We start from the raw sequence: 17,690 nt of genomic DNA on the forward strand, positions 1-17,690 counted from the left end.
ATCAGTCGACCTCCTCGACCGTGACGAGGTGGCGGACGGTGTGGACCATGCCGCGGATCTCCGGGCGGTCCTCCTTGACCACGACGTCGTGCAGGCGCTTGAGCCCGAGCGAACGCAGGGTGTCACGGTGGTTCTGCTTGCTGCCGATGTAGGACTTGGTCTGCGTGACCTTGAGGCGCGCCATCAGACACCCACCCCGGCACGAGCCCGCAGCAGGGCGGCGGGCGCGATGTCCTCGATCGGCAGACCGCGGCGGGCGGCAATCTCCTCGGGGCGCTGCAGCCCCTGGAGCGCGGCCACCGTGGCGTGCACGATGTTGATCGCGTTGTCCGAGCCGAGGCTCTTGGACAGCACGTCGTGGATGCCCGCGCACTCCAGCACGGCGCGCACCGGGCCACCGGCGATCACACCGGTACCGGGGGAAGCCGGCTTGAGCAGGACGACGCCCGCGGCCTTCTCGCCCTGGATGGGGTGCGGGATGGTGCCCTGGATACGGGGGACCTTGAAGAAGTGCTTCTTGGCCTCCTCCACACCCTTGGCGATGGCGGCCGGCACCTCCTTGGCCTTGCCGTAGCCGACACCGACGGTGCCGTCACCGTCGCCCACCACGACCAGCGCGGTGAAGCTGAAGCGACGACCACCCTTCACAACCTTGGCGACGCGGTTGATCGCGACGACCCGCTCGACGTAAGCGGTCTTCTCGGCCTGCTGGCCGCCGTCCCGCCTGTCCTTACGGTCCCGCCGCTCGCCGCCACCGGCACCGCTTCCGCGGCGCTGGGGTCCAGCCATTGGAATTACCTCTCGATCCTTTTAGCGTTTCTCCGCTGGTGACGGACGGCTAGAACTTCAGGCCGGCTTCACGGGCGGCGTCCGCGAGAGCGGCGATGCGCCCCGCGTACTGGTTGCCGCCACGGTCGAACACGACGGCCTCGACGCCCTTGGCCTTCGCACGCTCGGCCACGAGCTGGCCGACCTGCTTCGCCTTGGCGCTCTTGTCGCCTTCGCCGCCGCGGATGGACGCGTCGAGGGTCGACGCCGACGCGAGCGTGTGGCCCGCGAGGTCGTCGATGACCTGGGCGACGATGCCGCGGTTGGAACGCGTCACGACCAGGCGCGGGCGCTCGGGCGTACCCGAGATGCGCTTGCGGACCCGGATGTGGCGACGCTTGATCGCAGCGCCCTTGTACGCCTTGCCCTTGGCGATCTTCACACCGTATGCCATGGCTACTTACCAGCCTTTCCGACCTTGCGGCGGATGACCTCGCCGGCGTACTTGACGCCCTTGGCCTTGTACGGGTCGGGCTTGCGCAGCTTGCGGATGTTCGCCGCGACCTCGCCCACCTTCTGCTTGTCGATGCCCTCGACGGAGAACTTCACCGGGGACTCGACCTTGAAGGAGATGCCCTCGGGGGCCTCGACGAGAATCGGGTGGCTGTAGCCCAGGGCGAACTCCAGGTTGGAGCCCTTCGCCTGGACGCGGTAGCCGACACCGCTGATTTCGAGCTGCTTGCTGTAGCCCGCGGTCACGCCGGTGATCATGTTCGCCACCAGCGTGCGGGACAGGCCGTGCAGGGCCTTCGAGACACGCTCGTCGTTGGGGCGGGTGACCAGCAGAGTGCCGTCCTCGCCCTTGGCGATGTCGATCGGCGCGGCGACGGTGTGGGTGAGCGAGCCCTTGGGACCCTTCACCTGCACCGTGCGGCCGTCGATGGTGACGTCCACTCCGGCGGGAACCGAGATGGGCAGCTTGCCGATGCGCGACATTGCTTTACCTCGCTTTCCCGGTTACCAGACGTAGGCGAGGACTTCCCCACCCACGCCCTTCTTCTGAGCCTGCTGGCCGGTGAGCAGCCCGTGCGACGTGGAGATGATCGCCACGCCGAGGCCGCCGAGCACCTTCGGCAGATTGGTGGACTTTGCGTAGACCCGCAGACCCGGCTTGCTGATCCGCTTGATGCCGGCGATCGAGCGCTCGCGGTTGGGGCCGAACTTCAGCTCGAGGACGAGGTTCTTGCCGACCTCGGCGTCCTCGACCTTCCAGCCGGTGATGTAGCCCTCCTGCTGGAGGATCTCCGCGATGTGCGACTTGATCTTGCTGTGCGGCATCACGACGTCGTCGTGGTACGCCGAGTTCGCGTTACGCAGACGGGTCAGCATGTCTGCGATGGGGTCGGTCATGGTCATGAAGTGGCCCTGGGCCTCTCTCGCCGGGGTTTCCTGGTGCGACGTCCCTCTCCCCCGGCTGTGCGGGGACGGGTGCGATGCGGTGGACCTACGGCGTAGTAAGTCGATGCGGGCGGCGAACGCCCAACCCTTCTACCTTACGGGAAGAAGAGCGGGGCATTCACCGGCCCAACTGCTTACCGAGAGTTCCTGGTGATCCGGGGAACCGGAATTACCAGGAGCTCTTGGTCACGCCCGGCAGCTCGCCACGGTGCGCCATCTCACGGAGGCACACGCGGCACAGGCCGAACTTGCGGTAGACGGAGTGCGGCCGGCCGCAGCGCTGGCAGCGGTTGTACGCGCGCACCGCGAACTTGGGCTTGCGCGAGGCCTTGGAGATCAGTGCCTTCTTAGCCACGGTCAGTTCTCCTTGAACGGGAAGCCGAGGTGACGCAGCAGGGCACGGCCCTCGTCGTCGTTGGTCGCCGTGGTGACCACGGTGATGTCCATGCCCCGGACCCGGTCGATCTTGTCCTGGTCGATCTCGTGGAACATGACCTGCTCCGTGAGACCGAAGGTGTAGTTGCCGCGGCCGTCGAACTGCTTCGGCGACAGACCACGGAAGTCGCGGATACGCGGCAGCGCGAGCGACAGCAGCCGGTCCAGGAACTCCCACATGCGGTCGCCGCGCAGCGTGACGTGCGCGCCGATCGGCTGGCCCTCACGCAGCTTGAACTGCGCGATGGACTTGCGGGCCTTGGTGACCTGCGGCTTCTGGCCGGTGATCGTGGCGAGGTCGCGGATCGCGCCCTCGATCAGCTTGGAGTCGCGGGCGGCGTCGCCCACACCCATGTTGACCACGATCTTGGTCAGGCCGGGGATCTGCATGACGTTCTCGTAGGTGAACTCGTCACGCAGCTTGCCCGCGATCTCCTCGCGGTAGCGCGTCTTGAGACGCGGCGCAGTGGTGGCAGTCATCAGATGTCCTCACCGGTCCGCTTGGCAACGCGGATCTTGTTGCCCTCGTCGTCGAAGCGGTAGCCGACGCGGGTCACGACCTTCTTGCCGTCCTTCTCCACGACCAGCTGAACGTTGCTGACATGGATGGGGGCCTCGGTGGTGATGATGCCGCCGGTCTGCGAACCACGGTCGGTCTGGCCGGCCTTGGTGTGCTTCTTGACCCGGTTGACACCCTCGACGAGGACCCGGTCCTGAGCGGGGTAGGCCACGATGACCTTGCCCTGCTTGCCCTTGTCCTTACCGGTGATGACCTGGACCAGGTCGCCCTTCTTGATCTTCATCGGTTACAGCACCTCCGGCGCGAGCGAGACGATCTTCATGAACTTCTTCTCGCGCAGCTCACGGCCGACGGGGCCGAAGATACGGGTGCCGCGGGGGTCGCCGTCGTTCTTGAGGATGACGGCGGCGTTCTCGTCGAACCGGATGTACGAGCCGTCGGCGCGGCGGCGCTCCTTGACGGTCCGGACGATGACCGCCTTGACGACCTCGCCCTTCTTCACGTTGCCACCGGGGATCGCGTCCTTGACGGTGGCGACGATGACGTCACCGATTCCCGCGTAGCGGCGACCCGAGCCACCGAGAACACGGATGCAAAGGATCTCCTTGGCACCAGTGTTGTCGGCGACACGCAGTCGCGACTCCTGCTGGATCACGTCTTACTCCTGAAGTGTCGCGTCGGTTCCCGGCGGGCCACGCGAGCCCTCGTGCGAGGGGCTCGCGTGGCCGCGCCGAGCCTGACGGAACGGTCCTGAGCGGGTGCGCCCGCTCAGGGATTACTCGGCCTTACTTGGCCTTCTCAAGGATCTCCACGACGCGCCACCGCTTCGTGGCGGACAGCGGCCGGGTCTCCATCAGGAGGACGCGGTCGCCGACGCCGGCGGCGTTCTGCTCGTCGTGAGCCTTCAGCTTGTTGGTGCGGCGGATGACCTTGCCGTACAGGGCGTGCTTGACGCGGTCCTCGACGGCGACGACGACGGTCTTGTCCATCTTGTCGCTGACGACCAGACCCTCACGGGTCTTGCGGAAGCCCCGCTGCTCGCTGCTCTCAGTCACATTCTTCTCGCTCATCAGGCGCTCTCCACCGTCTCCACCGTCTCGATGCCCAGCTCGCGCTCACGCATGAGGGTGTAGATCCGGGCGATGTCCTTGCGAACGACCCTGAGCCGGCTGTTGTTCTCAAGCTGCCCGGTGGCCGCCTGGAAGCGGAGGTTGAACAGCTCCTCCTTGGCCTCACGCAGCTTCGCGACGAGCTCCTCGTCGCCGAGCTGGCGCAGCTCGGTCACCTTGGTACCGGCGGCCATCACGCCTCACCTGCCTCGCGCCGCACGATGCGGCACTTCATCGGAAGCTTGTGCGCGGCGCGGGTGAGCGCCTCGCGCGCAGTCTTCTCGTTCGGGAACGACAGCTCGAACATCACCCGACCGGGCTTGACGTTCGCCACCCACCACTCGGGCGAGCCCTTGCCGGAACCCATGCGGGTCTCGGCGGGCTTCTTGGTCAGCGGGCGGTCCGGGTAGATGTTGATCCAGACCTTGCCGCCACGCTTGATGTGGCGCGTGATGGAGATACGAGCGGACTCGATCTGCCGGTTGGTCACGTACGCCGGGGTCACGGCCTGCAGGCCGTACTCACCGAACGCCAGCTCGGTGCCGCCCTTGGCCATGCCGTCACGCTTGGGGTGGTGCTGCTTGCGGTGCTTGACCCTGCGGGGGATCAGCATTGTTACTCAGCCTTCCGTTCCGGGGGTCTCCGCCGCCGGAGCCTCAGCGGCGGGAGCCTCGGCGGCCTTGGGGGCCTGGGCGCCTTCCGTCTGAGGACGACGGCCGCGGCCACCGCGCTCGCCACCGCGGCGCTGCGGACGCTCGTTGCCGCCACCGCGCGCCGGACGGTTGCCCGCCCGCGCGGCCGCGTTGTCGGCGCGGACCTCGGCGATGTTCTTGACGTCGCCCTTGTAGATCCAGACCTTCACACCGATACGGCCGAAGGTGGTCTTGGCCTCGAAGAAGCCGTAGTCCACGTTCGCGCGCAGGGTGTGCAGCGGCACACGGCCCTCGCGGTAGAACTCGGACCGGGACATCTCGGCGCCGCCGAGACGGCCACCGCACTGGATCTTGATGCCCTTGGCGCCGGCCTTCAGCGTGCCCTGCATGCTCTTGCGCATGGCACGGCGGAAGGAGACGCGGGAGGACAGCTGCTCGGCGACGGCCTGGGCCACCAGCTGAGCGTCCATCTCCGGGTTCTTGACCTCGAGGATGTTCAGCTGGACCTGCTTGCCGGTCAGCTTCTCCAGGTCGCCGCGGATACGGTCGGCCTCCGCGCCGCGGCGCCCGATGACGATGCCCGGACGGGCGGTGTGGATGTCGACGCGGACGCGGTCACGGGTGCGCTCGATCTCCACCTTGGAGATGCCGGCCCGCTCCATGCCCTGCGTCATCATCCGGCGGATGGCGACGTCTTCCTTGACGTAGTCCTTGTACAGCTTGTCGGCGTACCAGCGGGACTTGAAGTCCGTGGTCACACCGAGGCGGAACCCGTACGGGTTAACCTTCTGGCCCATTACCGGGAACCTTCCTTGCTGGCGACGACCACGGTGATGTGGCTGGTGCGCTTGCGGATCCGGTAGGCACGGCCCTGGGCGCGCGGCCGGAACCGCTTCAGGGTCGGACCCTCGTCGACATACGCCTCGCTGATGTACAGCGAGCCCGCGTCCGTGTGGTCGTAGTTGTGCGCCGCGTTGGCGATGGCGCTGTCCAGCACCTTGCCGACCGGCACGCTCGCGGCCTGCGGGGTGAATCGCAGGACCGCCTGAGCCTCCGTGGCATCCATGCCACGGATCAGGTCCACCACCCGGCGGGCCTTCATGGGCGTGACACGGATGTACCGTGCCTGGGCCCTGGCTTCCATGGTCGTCCCTTCAGTGTCTGTCTTCGTCGTCACGATTCAGCCCGCTCAGCGACGCCGCGACTTGCGGTCGTCCTTCTCGTGCCCGCGGAAGGTGCGGGTCGGGGCGAACTCGCCGAGCTTGTGGCCGACCATCGACTCGGTGACGAACACCGGGACGTGCTTGCGGCCGTCGTGCACCGCGATCGTGTGGCCCAGCATGGCCGGGACGATCATCGAGCGGCGGGACCAGGTCTTGATGACGTTCTTGGTGCCGGCTTCGTTCTGGACATCCACCTTCTTGATCAGGTGGTCGTCGACGAAGGGCCCCTTCTTGAGACTGCGCGGCATCTAAACCCGCTCCTAGCGCTTCTTGTTCGTCTTGCGGCGGCGGACGATGTACTTGCTGCTCGCCTTCTTGGGCGAACGCGTACGTCCTTCCTTCTGACCCCACGGGGAGACCGGGTGGCGACCACCGGAGGTCTTGCCCTCACCACCACCGTGCGGGTGGTCCACCGGGTTCATGGCGACACCGCGGACGGTCGGGCGGACGCCCTTCCAGCGCATACGGCCGGCCTTGCCCCAGTTGATGTTCGACTGCTCGGCGTTGCCGACCTCGCCGATCGTGGCGCGGCAGCGGACGTCGACCATCCGGACCTCGCCGGAGGGCATACGAAGGGTGGCCATGGTGCCCTCCTTCGCCAGCAGCTGCACCGAAGCGCCCGCGGAGCGGGAGATCTTCGCGCCGCCGCCCGGACGCAGCTCGATCGCGTGGATCGTGGTACCGACCGGGATGTTGCGCAGCGGCAGGTTGTTGCCGGGCTTGATGTCGGCGTTGGCGCCGTTCTCCACCCGGTCACCCTGCTGGAGCTTCGCGGGGGCGAGGATGTAGCGCTTCTCGCCGTCCGCGTAGTGCAGCAGCGCGATGCGCGCGGTGCGGTTGGGGTCGTACTCGATGTGCGCGACCTTGGCGGGCACGCCGTCCTTGTCGTGCCGACGGAAGTCGATGACACGGTAGGCGCGCTTGTGGCCACCGCCCTGGTGGCGGACGGTCACACGACCGGCGTTGTTACGGCCGCCCTTGCTGTGCAGCGGGCGGACCAGCGACTTCTCCGGCGTGGACCGCGTGATCTCGACGAAGTCGGCGACGCTGGAGCCACGACGGCCCGGGGTCGTCGGCTTGTACTTGCGGATACCCATTTCTCAGTCCTCGGAATATTCCGGACTTCAATCGGCCGGTCCCCGTTAGGAGACCGGGCCGCCGAAGATGTCGATACGGTCGCCCTCGGCGAGGGTCACGATGGCGCGCTTGGTGTTGGCGCGCTTGCCGAAACCGGTGCGGGTGCGCTTGCGCTTGCCCTGCCGGTTGATCGTGTTGACCCCGGTGACCTTGACCTGGAAGACCGTCTCGACGGCCTGCTTGATCTGGGTCTTGTTCGCGCGCGGGTCGACGACGAACGTGTACTTGTTCTCGTCGAGCAGCGCGTAGCTCTTCTCGGAGACCACGGGCTTGATCAGCAGGTCACGGGGGTCCGTGAAGGTCTTGCTGGTGGTCACGGTCTGCTCGGCCATCAGGCGTCGCTCCCTTCCAGCTCGGCCTCGTCCGCGGCACCGGAACCGGTGAAGCGGTCGAACGCGCCCTTGGTGAAGACCACGTCGTCCGAGACGAGCACGTCGTACGTGTTCAGCTGGCCGGCCTCCAGGATGTGCACCTGGGGCAGGTTGCGGGCGGACAGCCAGGCGGCCTCGTCCGAGCGCTCGATGACCAGCAGCACGTTCTTGCGCTCACTGATCTTGCCGAGCAGCGTGCGGGCGGCCTTGGTGGACGGCGCCTCGCCCTCGACCACGCCGGTGACGACGTGGATGCGGTTGTGCTGCGCCCGGTCCGACAGGGCCCCGCGCAGCGCGGCCTTGATCATCTTCTTGGGCGTGCGCTGCGAGTAGTCGCGCGGCACGGGGCCGTGGACGACGCCACCGCCGGCGAACTGCGGCGCGCGGGTCGAGCCCTGACGGGCGCGGCCGGTGCCCTTCTGCCGGTACGGCTTCTTGCCACCACCGCGGACCTCGCCACGCGTCTTGACCTTGTGCGTGCCCTGACGGGCGGCGGCCAGCTGCGCGACGACGACCTGGTGGATCAGCGGGATGCTGATCTTCGCCTCGAAGATCTCGGCCGGGAGCTCGACGGTCCCGGCGGTGTCGCCGGACGGCGACAGAATGTCAATGGTGCTCATATCCTCAGGCCCCCTTGGCCGCGGTGCGGACCAGGACGAGGCCGCCGTTCGGACCAGGAACCGCGCCCTTGATCAGGAGCAGGCCCTTCTCCGCGTCAACGGCGTGGACGGTCAGGTTCTGGGTGGTGACCCGCTCGTTGCCCATGCGGCCCGCCATGCGCAGGCCCTTGAACACGCGGCCCGGGGTGGCGCAGCCGCCGATGGAGCCCGGGGAGCGGTGCTTGCGCTGCACACCGTGGCCGGCGCCGAGGCCCTTGAAGTTGTGGCGCTTCATGACACCGGCGAAGCCCTTGCCCTTGCTCTTGCCGGTCACGTCGACCTTGACCCCGGCCTCGAACACGGAGGCGGTGATCTCCTGGCCGAGCGTGTACTCGGCGGCGTCGGACGTGCGCAGCTCCACGAGGTGGCGGCGCGGGGTGACGTCCGCCTTGGCGAAGTGGCCCTTGAGCGGCTTGTTCACCTTGCGCGGGTCGATCTCGCCGAAGGCGATCTGCACCGACTCGTAGCCGTCGGCGTCATTGGTGCGGACCTGGGTCACGACGTTCGGACCGGCCTTGACGACGGTCACCGGGACGACACGGTTGTTCTCGTCCCAGACCTGGGTCATGCCGAGCTTCTCGCCCAGGATGCCCTTGATCTGCTTGGTCATCTTCTCCGCGCCTCTCAGAGCTTGATCTCGATGTCGACGCCGGCCGGCAGGTCCAGGCGCATCAACGAGTCAACGGTCTTGGGCGTCGGGTCGAGGATGTCGATCAGGCGCTTGTGCGTGCGCATCTCGAAGTGCTCGCGCGAGTCCTTGTACTTGTGCGGCGACTTGATGACGCAGTACACGTTCTTCTCAGTGGGCAGCGGCACCGGGCCCGCGACCTGCGCACCGGTACGGGTCACCGTCTCGACGATCTTCTTCGCCGAGGAGTCGATGACCTCGTGGTCGTAGGCCTTGAGCCGAATGCGGATCTTCTGTCCCGCCATGGCTACTCCGTAGTCCTTGTCTCTTCTCAGCTCTGGCATCCGCCTGCTCCGACCCACGCGGTCGGGCGTGTCGCGCCCCTCGCACATGGTTTTCCGCAAGCGGAATCCCTGCTCAAGGGGTTTGCGTGGGAGAAGTCACCCACCGGATGCCTGGTCTGCCCCGCACTGACACTTCCCGGAAGATTCCCGTACGTCCGCCCCAGCGCTGCCACCTGGGCAGTTGGAGCGACGAGTACCGTGGGACTCGCTTCCGGTCCCCCCGACGGGAGGCGCGCAGCATCGGCGCTCGACCGAGCAACTTGAGTAGTCTGCCATACGCCCCACAAGGGGCGCCAATCGAGCCGGGTAGCTTACCCCTCGGTGACAGGTGCGCAAACGCGGGTGCCCGGCACCCCCGGAAAACGCGTCGCCGGTACGCGGACCGCGGCCGTAGGGTCGGCGGGTCCACCCGTGCCGTACCGGAGGAAAGCGCCCGTGCCCCAGGTCATCGTGCTCAACGGCGGATCCAGCTCCGGGAAGTCCAGTATCGCCCGGTGCCTCCAGGAGATCCTCCCCGAGGCATGGCTGAGCGTGAGCGTCGACACGTTCGTGGACGCGCTGCCGCCCCGGCTCCGGGAGGGCGGCGAGGGTCTGGTCATCGGCCCCGGCGGCGAGGTGACCACCGGACCCGCGTTCGACGAGCTGGACGCCGCCTGGCTCGCCGGGATCGCCGCGACGGCGCGGGCCGGCGCGCACGTCGTCGTCGACGACGTCTTCCTCGGCGGCCCCCGCTCCCGCGCCCGCTGGTCACGCGCCCTCACCGGCCTCGACGTCCTGTGGGTCGGCGTCCGCTGCGCCCCCGAGGCCGCCACCGCCCGCGAGGCCGCCCGCGGCGACCGCACGCCGGGGATGGCCGCCAAGCAGGCCGCCCTCGTCCACGAGGGCGTCCCCTACGACCTGGAGGTCGACACGACCTCCACCTCCGCGGCCGACTGCGCCCGCGCCGTCGCGGAGTACGCGGCCGGGCACGGAGCGTAGGGAGAACGCATGCCACGCAGCAGCCGCAAGGCCCGCCGCCTGCTGGTCGGCGAAGCGGCGTACCGCTGGTCGGTACGGCACCGGCACCACGTCCCGGACGGGGGCGGCTACCAGCACTGCACAGAGGTCGTCACGCTGCGCCGCGACGGCGCCCGCGGCGCGGTACGCGTCAGCTTCACCGGCGGCCCCGGCCGCGCCGTCCCCGACGGCATCCTGCACTCCGGCGCCGTCGGCACGGACGAGGGCTACCTCAACCTCCACGAACCCGGCACCGCCCGCGCCCTCCTCGACGAGGCCCTCTCCCGCGGCTGGGACCCCGACACCCCCTCCCCGCTGCTCCTCGACGGCTGGACCCTCTTCTCCGCCGTCCGCGCCCGCACCGCGTGAGGGCGACCGTTTCGTTCAAGCCGGACGCGGGCGGCCCGCACTAGCGTCGCCGCCATGAGCAGCCCTTCGCACGAGTCCCGCCATCTCGCCGTCCGCATCGCCCGCCCCGCCGCCGACGTCTACGCGTACGCCGCCGACCCCACCCATCTGCCCGCCTGGGCGCACGGCCTCAGCGGCGCGATCCGGCAGGAGGGCGAGGTGTGGATCGCGGACTCCCCCATGGGCCGGGTGACCGTCGCCTTCGCCCCGCCCAACGACTTCGGCGTCCTCGACCACGACGTCACCCTCCCCACCGGCGAGACCGTCCACAACCCCGTCCGCGTCCTCCCCGACGGCGACTCCACCGCCGAGATCGTCTTCACCCTCCGCCGCCTGCCCGGCATGACGGACGCCGGCTTCGCCACGGACGCGGCCACCGTGACCGCGGACCTGGAAAGGCTGCGGGGGCTGCTGGAGGCGAACTGAGCGGTCGCCGCACGGCGGGAATTCCCCTCGCCGCTTCCCGTGCCGGGTGGCTACGGTCGGGCGATGCGGATACTTCATCTTTCCGACACCCACCTGGACCGGCGCGGGGGGCCCGACGGCGACGGGGCCGACGGGACGGCCGCGTTGCGGCTGCTGCTCGCCGGGCTGGAGCACCTGGGCGCGCTCGGTGCGGTCGTCGTCACCGGTGACGTCGCGGACGACGGGTCGCGCGAGGCGTACACGCGGACGCGTGAGCTGCTCGGCGCGTACGCGGAGCCGCGCGGGGCGCGTGTCCTCTATACGACCGGCAACCACGACGACCGTGCCGCCTTCGCCGATGTGCTCGGCAGCGGGCACGCCGAGCCGGACGCGGTGTACGACGGCCCGGCGGGCGAGCGCGCGGCCGCGACCACCGTGGACGGGCACCGGCTCGTCACCCTCGACTCGCTCGTCCCCGGCAAGGGGTACGGCCACCTGTCCGCGGGGCAGCTCGGCTGGCTGCGCGGCCTGCTGGCCGAGCCCGCGCCGCACGGCACGGTGCTGGCCTTCCACCACCCGCCGCTCGCGCTGCCCGGCGTGGAGGTCCAGCGGGTCTTCGGCCTGGACAACGCCGGGGAGCTGGCGGCGGCGATCGACGGGACGGACGTCCGCCTCGTCCTGTGCGGCCACTTCCATCTGCAGCTCACGGGCCGCCTCGCGCAGGCGACCGTGTGGGTCACGCCCGGCGTCGTGACCCGCATCGACCTGACGGCCCCGCCCGGGACCGAGCGCGCGGTGCACGGCCCGTCCGCGACCCTGGTCGACCTCACCGCGGCGTACGGCCCGCTCCTGCACACCCTGCACGCGCGCGACCCGCGCATGGGCGCGACCGTCTACGAAGCCGACGTCCCCGAGATGAGCGAGGTCATCGCCCGTCTCGGGCCGTGACCCGGCGGGGCCGCAGCCGTACGAACGTGGCGGCGGCCTGCACGGCGAGCGCGATCGGCACCGCGAGCAGCACGTCCCACGGCACCGCGCCGAGCGCGGCGAGCAGGCTCAGCAGCGGGAGGGTCAGGAGCAGCGGGAGCGTCTGGGCGAGGGCGGTACGGGTACGGGCGGTGCGGTTCACGGCGTGGCTCCTTCGACAGTGGTAGGGGTGCTCAGGACCGGGCCCGGTCGAGGTAGTCGGCCAGGGCGCGCCACTCGTCCGCCGGGGCGGCGGGCTCGCCGGACATCGCCGCGGGGTCGTCCCGCCAGGCCGCCCGCACGCCCGCGGAGATCCGGGTGTCGCCGCCGGTGAAGAGCGTGCTCAGCTCGTCCATGCGGGCCGCGATCCGCCGCACGCGCGGGTCCTGCGGCGGGACGCCGCCGGTCCGGAGCCTGTCGGCGCGCCGGTAGAGCTCGGGCCATTCGACGTCACGCAGGTAGTGCGCGGCGGCGCCGAGGCCGGCCGCCCGCGCCCGCAGCACACGCTCCTGGTCGGCGTCCAGGTGCCGGGCCAGGACCTCGCGCCCCTCGGGCCCGGTCCCGCCGAGCGCCCGCAGCGCCCCGAGCAGGTCGGCGGCGTCGGGCTCGCGGTCGGCGGCCAGCTCGTCCCGCAGCCGTACCAGCCGTTCCCGCAGCGCCCCGAGCGCGGCGATCTCCGCGTCCACCCCGGCGAGGTGGTCCCGGACGAGGCGCGCCGGGTCCGGCCCGGCGTCCAGGCAGACCGCGATCGTCTCCAGTCCCAGCCCGAGGCTGCGCAGCGCCAGCACCAGGTAGAGCCGCCCGAGGTCGTCCTCGGTGTACTCCCGGTGCCCGCCCGCGCTCCGTGAGGAGGGGCTGAGCAGCCCGATCTCGTCCCAGTGGTGCAGCGTCCTGACGGTGAGGCCGCTGGCCTCGGCCAGTCGCCCCACCTTCCACGTCGCCGTCCGGTCGTCGTCCCCGTTCGTCCGCATGCCCCCACTGTGGCCCCTCACGCGACGTGAGGTTCAAGGCCGCCCGGTGGCGGCGGCGACGACCTCGGTGAGCGAGCCGAAGGACGGGCCCGGCCAGTCGTCCTCACGGGCGTGGGCGTCGTTGGACGCCCAGTCGTCGGCCCGCAGCATCACGGCCGTCATGCCCTGGGCCGTCGCACCGGTCAGCTCGCTGCCGCCGCCGTCGCCGACGTAGAGGCAGTCGGCGGGCGCGGTGTCCAGCGCCGCGGCGATCCGCCGGAAGAGTTCGGGGGCGGGCTTGCGGTGGCCCTCGGTGCAGGAGAGGACGGCGGCGTCGACGAGCCCGGCGAGCGGCAGATCGGCCCAGCAGTCGGCGAGTTCGACGGTGCAGTCGCTGAGCACGCCGACCCGTACGCCCGCGCCACGCAGCCGCTCCAGCGTGCCGACCGCGTCCGGGCGCAGCACGAACAGCTCCCGCTGGCAGGCGAGCCGGACGGCGGCGGCCGCCGCGACCGCCTCCTCGCCCGGTTCGACCCCGCAGCGCCGGGCGAGGGTACGGATCGTGTCGGGCAGGTCGCCGAGCGCGCCCACGGCCCGCTCCGGGAAGGACGCGTTCAGCACCTCCCGCCACTGCCCGGCGGGGATCCCCAGCGGAACCGCGCCGAGCGCCGCGTGCCCGTCCCAGACGGCGGTGGGCGTGCTGGGGGTGAGGGTGCCGTAGAAGTCGAAGATCACGGTGGGGAAGGCCATGCCGGGACGTTACCGGGTGGGTGAACTCCCGTGCGCCCAGGGCGGACCGGCCCCCTCCGGGCAGGGGGCGTCCGCCGGGGGCGGGGCCGTACGGGTCAGTGGCGCGACCGGCGCCAGGCCGCGTACCCGCGGATCACCTGGATCACGAAGAGCAGCAGCGCGATCCCGGCGAGTATCTCCAGGAACCACTTGTGGTCGGTGATGGAGTCCGACGCCCACCACGCCAGCAGGGCCGACGTGATCAGGTAGAGAGGCGCGAGGATGAGCGCCATCCGCAGCCGGGGGTCGCGGCGGCGGGCGTGGGCCGGTCCGCGCGACGACCGCTCGGTGTCCTCCGCCGGGGGCTTGTGCATCGTGGTCACGGCAGCCTCCTTCGCTCCTGGCGCCGACGCCCGTGGCGCCGAAAAATCGCCACCAAAGCCACAATCGTCGGATAACCGGAACGACGGCCCGCAAACCGCGACGCCCTCCTGGGATCCGGGGACGTGAGCGGCTACCACGACCTCTTCCTCGCCGTGGACCTGCGGCCCGACCTCCCGGAGCCGGTGCTCCGCGAGCTGCGCCGGCGCCGACGTATCCGCCCTGGTCAGGGCGGTGGACCGGCCCGCTCTCGACGGCAGCGCGCCCTGGGCCCCGACCGTGCGGCCGTCCGCGCGGCGGGCGCCGTGACCCGGGTGTCCTGGTAGCGGCCGGGCGCACCGGCCCAGGTCAGGTGCCGGAGACCTTCGTGCAGGTGAGGGTGCCGTCGAGGGTGATCGAACCGCCGGAGGTGTCCGCGGCGCCGAGTTCGGTGCCGGAGACCTTGACGGTGTAGGTGCCGCCCTGCTCGGCGGTGGAGATGCCGTCGGCGCCGAGCTTGACGAAGGTCTTCTTCTCGGGGGTGACGAGGGTCGCCATCGCCTGGTCGCCGATCGTGGCGACGAACGACGGCGTCGCGGAGTCGCCGCTGTCGGGCGCGGGGGCGGTGACGGCGACGACCTTGCCGCCCACGGTCGCGCAGGCCACGCTCATGGTGACGTCGAAGCCGCCGGAGGCGGAGCCGGTCCAGTCGAGGCGGCCGTGGGTGCCGCCGCCGGACGACGCGCCGGACGTGGCGGCGGGCGCGGTGGCCGACGGCTTGCCGTCGTCATCCTTGTGGTCCTTCGACGACGAGCAGGCGCCGAGCGCGGCGACCGCCGCCACCGGAAGCACCACGGCTGCCAACACCCTTGCGGTACGCGGCACTTGTCCCCCTTGGTACGTAAGCCATGTCGCGTGCAGCGGAAGGCTATCCGAGCGCGTCGCCGTCCGGCTCGGCCACGCGCCGGGCCTGCGGCTACTGTGACCAGCACCACCGGGGCGCGGGCCCCGTCAGAAGGGGAGCCACCTCGTGAACAGTGACCCTGACCTCGTCGCGCCGCGTCCGGCGGACACCCGACCCTTCCGCCTCATCGTCACCGGTGGCGGCACCGGCGGGCACACGTACCCCGCGCTCACCGCGATCCGCACGCTGCGGGCCCGACTCGCGGACGAGGGGCGCGCGTTGGAGGTGCTGTGGGTCGGCACCGCGGACAGCCTGGAGGAGCGGGTCGCGACCGGCGAGGCGATCCCCTTCCGGACGGTCGCGACCGGCAAGGTGCGCCGCTCGGCGAATCCCCTGATGCTGCTGTCGCCCGCGAACCTGCGGGACATGGCACGCGTGCCGCTCGGCGTGCTCCAGGCCCGCCGCGTGGTCGCCGGCTTCCGGCCGGACGTGGTGCTCGCGACGGGCGGCTACGTGGCGGTGCCGCTCGGGCTGGCCGCGAAGGCCAACGGGCGGCCGCTGGTGGTGCACGAGCAGACCGTACGGCTGGGGCTCGCCAACCGGCTGCTGGCGCGGGTGGCGACGGCCTTCGCGGTGTCGTCGGAGTCGACGCTGCCGCTGCTGCCGCGCCGGGCCCGCGCGTCCGCGGCCGTCACCGGCAACCCGGTACGCCCCGAGGTCCTCGCCGGGCGCGCCGACAAGGCCGTCGAGTCGCTGGGGCTCGGCGGCTTCGACCGCGCGCTGCCGACCGTCTACGTCACGGGCGGCGCGCAGGGCTCGCAGCAGATCAACGACGTGATCGTGACCGTCCTGCCGTGGCTGCTGGCCCAGGCGAACGTCATCCACCAGTGCGGGCCGGGCAACTTCGCCTCGCTGCGCTCCACCGCGGCGCTGCTGCCGCGCGAGTTGGCGGGACGGTATCTGCTGACGCCGTACGTGAGCGCGGAGTTGCCGGACGTGCTGGCCCTCGCGGACGTGGTGATCTCGCGCAGCGGCGCGGGCACGCTCGCCGAACTCACCGCGCTGGGCAAGCCCTCCGTGCTGGTGCCGCTGGCCTCCTCGGCGGGCAACGAGCAGGTCCACAACGCCCAGCACTTCGCGGACGCGGGCGCGGCGGTGGCCCTCGTCCACACCGTGACCCCGGACACGCTCTCGGCGGCGGTGGCCCCGCTGCTGGCCGACCCCGCCCGCCGCGCGGCGATGGCGGAAGCGGCGCGGACCCACGGCCGCCCGGACGCGGCGGACCGCCTGGTGGACACCCTCCTGACCGCCGCGACCCCGCCGCCGGCCGCCCCCGAGCCCACCCCGACACCCCCGCCACTCCCCCCGACCCCGCCGCTGCCCGCAGCCCCGCCCCAGCCCCCGACCCCGCCGGAGAAGCCCGCGGCGGAGAAGCCCGCCCGGGAAGAGCCCGTGCGGGAAGAGCCCGCGGCGGAGGAGCTCGCGGCGGAGGAATGAGAGAGGGCGCGGACACCGGGTCACGTCTGTGGCCCCCCGTTAGCATGAAGAGCACGGGTCCACGGAGCGAAAGGAGCGGATGCCATGACCATCGCCCCCGGTGACGCACGGCGTGACGCGCTCCCGTACCTGGCCATGCGGGACATCGTCGAGCAGATGCAGCACGCCGTGCCGGGCAAGCTGGAGATCACCAAGGAAGGGATCGTCCACGACATGATGTCCCCCGGCGGCCCGCACGAGCTGACCGCCGCACGTGTCAGCCGCAGGCTGGAGAAAGTCATGCCGGAGGGCCTGCTCGCGCACACCGGCACGCCGGACGTGGAGGACGTCCACGAGGGCGTCATGCGGCACCCGGACGTCATGGTCATCGCCGAGGCGGACATGGAGGTCGAAGGCTCCTTCGACCCCGGCACCCTGCTGGCGGCCATCGAGGTCGTGTCGCGGTCGAACCCGGACAACGACTGGGTCGGCAAGATGCGCGACTACCCGCTCCTCGGCATCCCCGTCTACGTCCTTTTCGACCCCCGCACCGGCGAGGGCGCCGTCCTGAGCGACATCCACCCGACGCCGAACGGCCCGCGCTACGCGACGCGCACCGACTTCGTCTACGGCGAGGACGTGACGATCGGCGAATGGACGATCTCCACGGAGAACCTCCCGCGCTACTCCTGACGCGGGCGCCGAAGCGGTAGAACACTGCCATGGTCAGCTTCGAGATCACACCGATCGGGACGGTCCGCAACGACCGGACGGATGTCCAGGACACCGACAACTGGGGGGCCGTGCGGAGCGTCATCACCGTGGACGAGCGGTTCGGGGAGGCGTGCCTCCAGGGGGTGGAGGGGTTCTCGCACGTCGAGGTCCTGTTCGTCTTCGACCGGTTCGAGGAGAAGGACGACTACCGCGAGCCGCGTCCGTACCGCGGGCGGGCGGATCTGCCGCCGATGGGGATCTTCGCCGGGCGCGGGCCGCGCAGGCCGAACCGGATCGGGGTGACGTGCTGCGCCGTCGAGTCCGTGCGGGGGCGGGAGTTGACGGTCGTGGGGCTCGACGCGGTGTCGGGCACGCCGGTGATCGATCTGAAGCCGGTGATGGAGGAGTTCCGCGTGCTGGACGTCACGCAGCCGGAGTGGGTGAGCCGCATGATGGCGGACTACTTCACGCCATAGC

At 70.7% G+C, this 17,690-nt stretch carries 33 protein-coding genes; 8 read left to right on the top strand and 25 right to left on the bottom strand.

Annotated features, from left to right (window positions below):
* Window position 1: 1 nt before the first annotated feature.
* The 20 genes from rpmD to rpsJ all read right to left on the bottom strand — a co-directional run bounded on the left by rpmD (window position 2) and on the right by rpsJ (window position 9,266).
* Window positions 2-184 (bottom strand): 50S ribosomal protein L30, encoded by a 183-nt coding sequence (gene rpmD, locus ACWERV_RS08900; protein WP_031524772.1) that lies wholly within the window; start codon window positions 182-184, stop codon window positions 2-4.
* Window positions 184-789 carry a 30S ribosomal protein S5 gene (gene rpsE, locus ACWERV_RS08905; RefSeq protein ID WP_398185354.1) on the bottom strand — a complete coding sequence of 202 codons (606 nt, stop codon included), beginning with the start codon at window positions 787-789 and terminating at the stop codon, window positions 184-186. Before rpsE ends, rpmD begins: the two co-directional genes overlap by 1 nt.
* A 49-nt stretch (window positions 790-838) precedes the next feature.
* Window positions 839-1,222 carry a 50S ribosomal protein L18 gene (gene rplR, locus ACWERV_RS08910; RefSeq protein ID WP_398185356.1) on the bottom strand — a complete coding sequence of 128 codons (384 nt, stop codon included), beginning with the start codon at window positions 1,220-1,222 and terminating at the stop codon, window positions 839-841.
* Window positions 1,223-1,224: 2 nt separating this feature from the next.
* The gene (rplF, locus tag ACWERV_RS08915) at window positions 1,225-1,764 is read right to left on the bottom strand and encodes a 50S ribosomal protein L6 (protein WP_398185359.1); all 540 of its coding nucleotides are present in this window, start codon (window positions 1,762-1,764) and stop codon (window positions 1,225-1,227) included.
* Between the two features lie 21 nt (window positions 1,765-1,785).
* Window positions 1,786-2,184, bottom strand: coding sequence for a 30S ribosomal protein S8 (gene rpsH / locus ACWERV_RS08920; RefSeq protein WP_031524780.1), 399 nt, complete (start codon window positions 2,182-2,184; stop codon window positions 1,786-1,788).
* 211 nt (window positions 2,185-2,395) lie between these two features.
* On the bottom strand, window positions 2,396-2,581 hold the full coding sequence (locus ACWERV_RS08925) for a type Z 30S ribosomal protein S14 (protein WP_031524782.1): 186 nt from the start codon (window positions 2,579-2,581) through the stop codon (window positions 2,396-2,398).
* A gap of 2 nt (window positions 2,582-2,583) precedes the next feature.
* On the bottom strand, window positions 2,584-3,141 hold the full coding sequence (gene rplE / locus ACWERV_RS08930; RefSeq protein WP_398185363.1) for a 50S ribosomal protein L5: 558 nt from the start codon (window positions 3,139-3,141) through the stop codon (window positions 2,584-2,586).
* On the bottom strand, window positions 3,141-3,464 hold the full coding sequence (rplX, locus tag ACWERV_RS08935; RefSeq protein WP_031524786.1) for a 50S ribosomal protein L24: 324 nt from the start codon (window positions 3,462-3,464) through the stop codon (window positions 3,141-3,143). The genes rplE and rplX overlap by 1 nt, the downstream gene beginning before the upstream one ends.
* A 3-nt stretch (window positions 3,465-3,467) precedes the next feature.
* Window positions 3,468-3,836 carry a 50S ribosomal protein L14 gene (gene rplN / locus ACWERV_RS08940; protein WP_031524788.1) on the bottom strand — a complete coding sequence of 123 codons (369 nt, stop codon included), beginning with the start codon at window positions 3,834-3,836 and terminating at the stop codon, window positions 3,468-3,470.
* A gap of 130 nt (window positions 3,837-3,966) precedes the next feature.
* A complete protein-coding gene (rpsQ, locus tag ACWERV_RS08945) occupies window positions 3,967-4,251 on the bottom strand; it encodes a 30S ribosomal protein S17 (RefSeq protein ID WP_031524791.1) in 285 nt (94 codons plus the stop codon).
* Window positions 4,251-4,484: a 50S ribosomal protein L29 gene (gene rpmC, locus ACWERV_RS08950; RefSeq protein WP_031524793.1), complete on the bottom strand. Its 234-nt coding sequence runs from the start codon at window positions 4,482-4,484 to the stop codon at window positions 4,251-4,253. The genes rpsQ and rpmC overlap by 1 nt, the downstream gene beginning before the upstream one ends.
* Complete coding sequence (gene rplP, locus ACWERV_RS08955) at window positions 4,484-4,903, bottom strand: 50S ribosomal protein L16 (protein ID WP_031524795.1); 420 nt, start codon at window positions 4,901-4,903, stop codon at window positions 4,484-4,486. Before rplP ends, rpmC begins: the two co-directional genes overlap by 1 nt.
* A 6-nt stretch (window positions 4,904-4,909) precedes the next feature.
* Entirely contained in the window at window positions 4,910-5,740 is an 831-nt protein-coding gene (gene rpsC, locus ACWERV_RS08960) for a 30S ribosomal protein S3 (protein WP_398185373.1), read from the bottom strand.
* Window positions 5,740-6,087, bottom strand: coding sequence for a 50S ribosomal protein L22 (gene rplV / locus ACWERV_RS08965; RefSeq protein ID WP_031524799.1), 348 nt, complete (start codon window positions 6,085-6,087; stop codon window positions 5,740-5,742). Before rplV ends, rpsC begins: the two co-directional genes overlap by 1 nt.
* 45 nt (window positions 6,088-6,132) lie before the next feature.
* Window positions 6,133-6,414, bottom strand: coding sequence for a 30S ribosomal protein S19 (gene rpsS, locus ACWERV_RS08970; protein WP_014178772.1), 282 nt, complete (start codon window positions 6,412-6,414; stop codon window positions 6,133-6,135).
* 12 nt (window positions 6,415-6,426) lie between these two features.
* Entirely contained in the window at window positions 6,427-7,263 is an 837-nt protein-coding gene (rplB, locus tag ACWERV_RS08975) for a 50S ribosomal protein L2 (RefSeq protein ID WP_031524803.1), read from the bottom strand.
* Window positions 7,264-7,308: 45 nt separating this feature from the next.
* On the bottom strand, window positions 7,309-7,635 hold the full coding sequence (gene rplW / locus ACWERV_RS08980; RefSeq protein WP_398185378.1) for a 50S ribosomal protein L23: 327 nt from the start codon (window positions 7,633-7,635) through the stop codon (window positions 7,309-7,311).
* Window positions 7,635-8,294 (bottom strand): 50S ribosomal protein L4, encoded by a 660-nt coding sequence (rplD, locus tag ACWERV_RS08985; protein ID WP_398185381.1) that lies wholly within the window; start codon window positions 8,292-8,294, stop codon window positions 7,635-7,637. The genes rplW and rplD overlap by 1 nt, the downstream gene beginning before the upstream one ends.
* A gap of 4 nt (window positions 8,295-8,298) precedes the next feature.
* A complete protein-coding gene (gene rplC / locus ACWERV_RS08990) occupies window positions 8,299-8,943 on the bottom strand; it encodes a 50S ribosomal protein L3 (protein WP_398185384.1) in 645 nt (214 codons plus the stop codon).
* 14 nt (window positions 8,944-8,957) lie between these two features.
* Complete coding sequence (rpsJ, locus tag ACWERV_RS08995; RefSeq protein WP_014144312.1) at window positions 8,958-9,266, bottom strand: 30S ribosomal protein S10; 309 nt, start codon at window positions 9,264-9,266, stop codon at window positions 8,958-8,960.
* A gap of 474 nt (window positions 9,267-9,740) precedes the next feature.
* Here rpsJ and cpt point away from each other — a divergent pair, with 474 nt between their 5' ends.
* The 4 genes from cpt to ACWERV_RS09015 all read left to right on the top strand — a co-directional run bounded on the left by cpt (window position 9,741) and on the right by ACWERV_RS09015 (window position 12,062).
* A complete protein-coding gene (gene cpt / locus ACWERV_RS09000) occupies window positions 9,741-10,283 on the top strand; it encodes a chloramphenicol phosphotransferase CPT (protein ID WP_452930561.1) in 543 nt (180 codons plus the stop codon).
* Between the two features lie 9 nt (window positions 10,284-10,292).
* Window positions 10,293-10,670: a hypothetical protein gene (locus ACWERV_RS09005; protein WP_452930564.1), complete on the top strand. Its 378-nt coding sequence runs from the start codon at window positions 10,293-10,295 to the stop codon at window positions 10,668-10,670.
* Between the two features lie 54 nt (window positions 10,671-10,724).
* Window positions 10,725-11,135, top strand: coding sequence for an SRPBCC family protein (locus ACWERV_RS09010; RefSeq protein ID WP_452930567.1), 411 nt, complete (start codon window positions 10,725-10,727; stop codon window positions 11,133-11,135).
* 63 nt (window positions 11,136-11,198) lie between these two features.
* A complete protein-coding gene (locus tag ACWERV_RS09015; protein ID WP_452930570.1) occupies window positions 11,199-12,062 on the top strand; it encodes a metallophosphoesterase family protein in 864 nt (287 codons plus the stop codon).
* Here ACWERV_RS09015 and ACWERV_RS09020 read toward each other — a convergent pair.
* The 4 genes from ACWERV_RS09020 to ACWERV_RS09035 all read right to left on the bottom strand — a co-directional run bounded on the left by ACWERV_RS09020 (window position 12,040) and on the right by ACWERV_RS09035 (window position 14,142).
* On the bottom strand, window positions 12,040-12,243 hold the full coding sequence (locus ACWERV_RS09020) for a hypothetical protein (RefSeq protein WP_452930573.1): 204 nt from the start codon (window positions 12,241-12,243) through the stop codon (window positions 12,040-12,042). The two genes, ACWERV_RS09015 and ACWERV_RS09020, sit on opposite strands and share 23 nt — an antisense overlap.
* 31 nt (window positions 12,244-12,274) lie before the next feature.
* Window positions 12,275-13,051 carry a MerR family transcriptional regulator gene (locus tag ACWERV_RS09025; protein WP_452930576.1) on the bottom strand — a complete coding sequence of 259 codons (777 nt, stop codon included), beginning with the start codon at window positions 13,049-13,051 and terminating at the stop codon, window positions 12,275-12,277.
* A gap of 33 nt (window positions 13,052-13,084) precedes the next feature.
* On the bottom strand, window positions 13,085-13,780 hold the full coding sequence (locus tag ACWERV_RS09030; protein WP_452930578.1) for an HAD family hydrolase: 696 nt from the start codon (window positions 13,778-13,780) through the stop codon (window positions 13,085-13,087).
* 95 nt (window positions 13,781-13,875) lie between these two features.
* A complete protein-coding gene (locus ACWERV_RS09035) occupies window positions 13,876-14,142 on the bottom strand; it encodes a hypothetical protein (protein WP_398185412.1) in 267 nt (88 codons plus the stop codon).
* 123 nt (window positions 14,143-14,265) lie between these two features.
* Between ACWERV_RS09035 and ACWERV_RS09040 the strand changes: the two genes are divergently transcribed.
* Window positions 14,266-14,466, top strand: coding sequence for a hypothetical protein (locus tag ACWERV_RS09040; RefSeq protein WP_452930580.1), 201 nt, complete (start codon window positions 14,266-14,268; stop codon window positions 14,464-14,466).
* Window positions 14,467-14,488: 22 nt separating this feature from the next.
* Here the strand turns inward: ACWERV_RS09040 and ACWERV_RS09045 are convergent, their stop codons facing one another.
* Window positions 14,489-14,974: a hypothetical protein gene (locus tag ACWERV_RS09045; RefSeq protein WP_452930583.1), complete on the bottom strand. Its 486-nt coding sequence runs from the start codon at window positions 14,972-14,974 to the stop codon at window positions 14,489-14,491.
* A gap of 175 nt (window positions 14,975-15,149) precedes the next feature.
* Between ACWERV_RS09045 and ACWERV_RS09050 the strand changes: the two genes are divergently transcribed.
* The 3 genes from ACWERV_RS09050 (at window position 15,150) to ACWERV_RS09060 (ending at window position 17,689) form a co-directional block, all read left to right on the top strand.
* Window positions 15,150-16,520: a UDP-N-acetylglucosamine--N-acetylmuramyl-(pentapeptide) pyrophosphoryl-undecaprenol N-acetylglucosamine transferase gene (locus tag ACWERV_RS09050; RefSeq protein WP_452930587.1), complete on the top strand. Its 1,371-nt coding sequence runs from the start codon at window positions 15,150-15,152 to the stop codon at window positions 16,518-16,520.
* Window positions 16,521-16,604: 84 nt separating this feature from the next.
* A complete protein-coding gene (locus tag ACWERV_RS09055) occupies window positions 16,605-17,192 on the top strand; it encodes a Uma2 family endonuclease (RefSeq protein ID WP_452930590.1) in 588 nt (195 codons plus the stop codon).
* Between the two features lie 29 nt (window positions 17,193-17,221).
* Window positions 17,222-17,689, top strand: a complete 468-nt coding sequence (locus ACWERV_RS09060; RefSeq protein ID WP_452930592.1) for an SAM-dependent methyltransferase — start codon at window positions 17,222-17,224, stop codon at window positions 17,687-17,689.
* Window position 17,690: the final 1 nt, after the last annotated feature.

It is taken from the genome of Streptomyces sp. NPDC004031 (genome assembly GCF_053604375.1).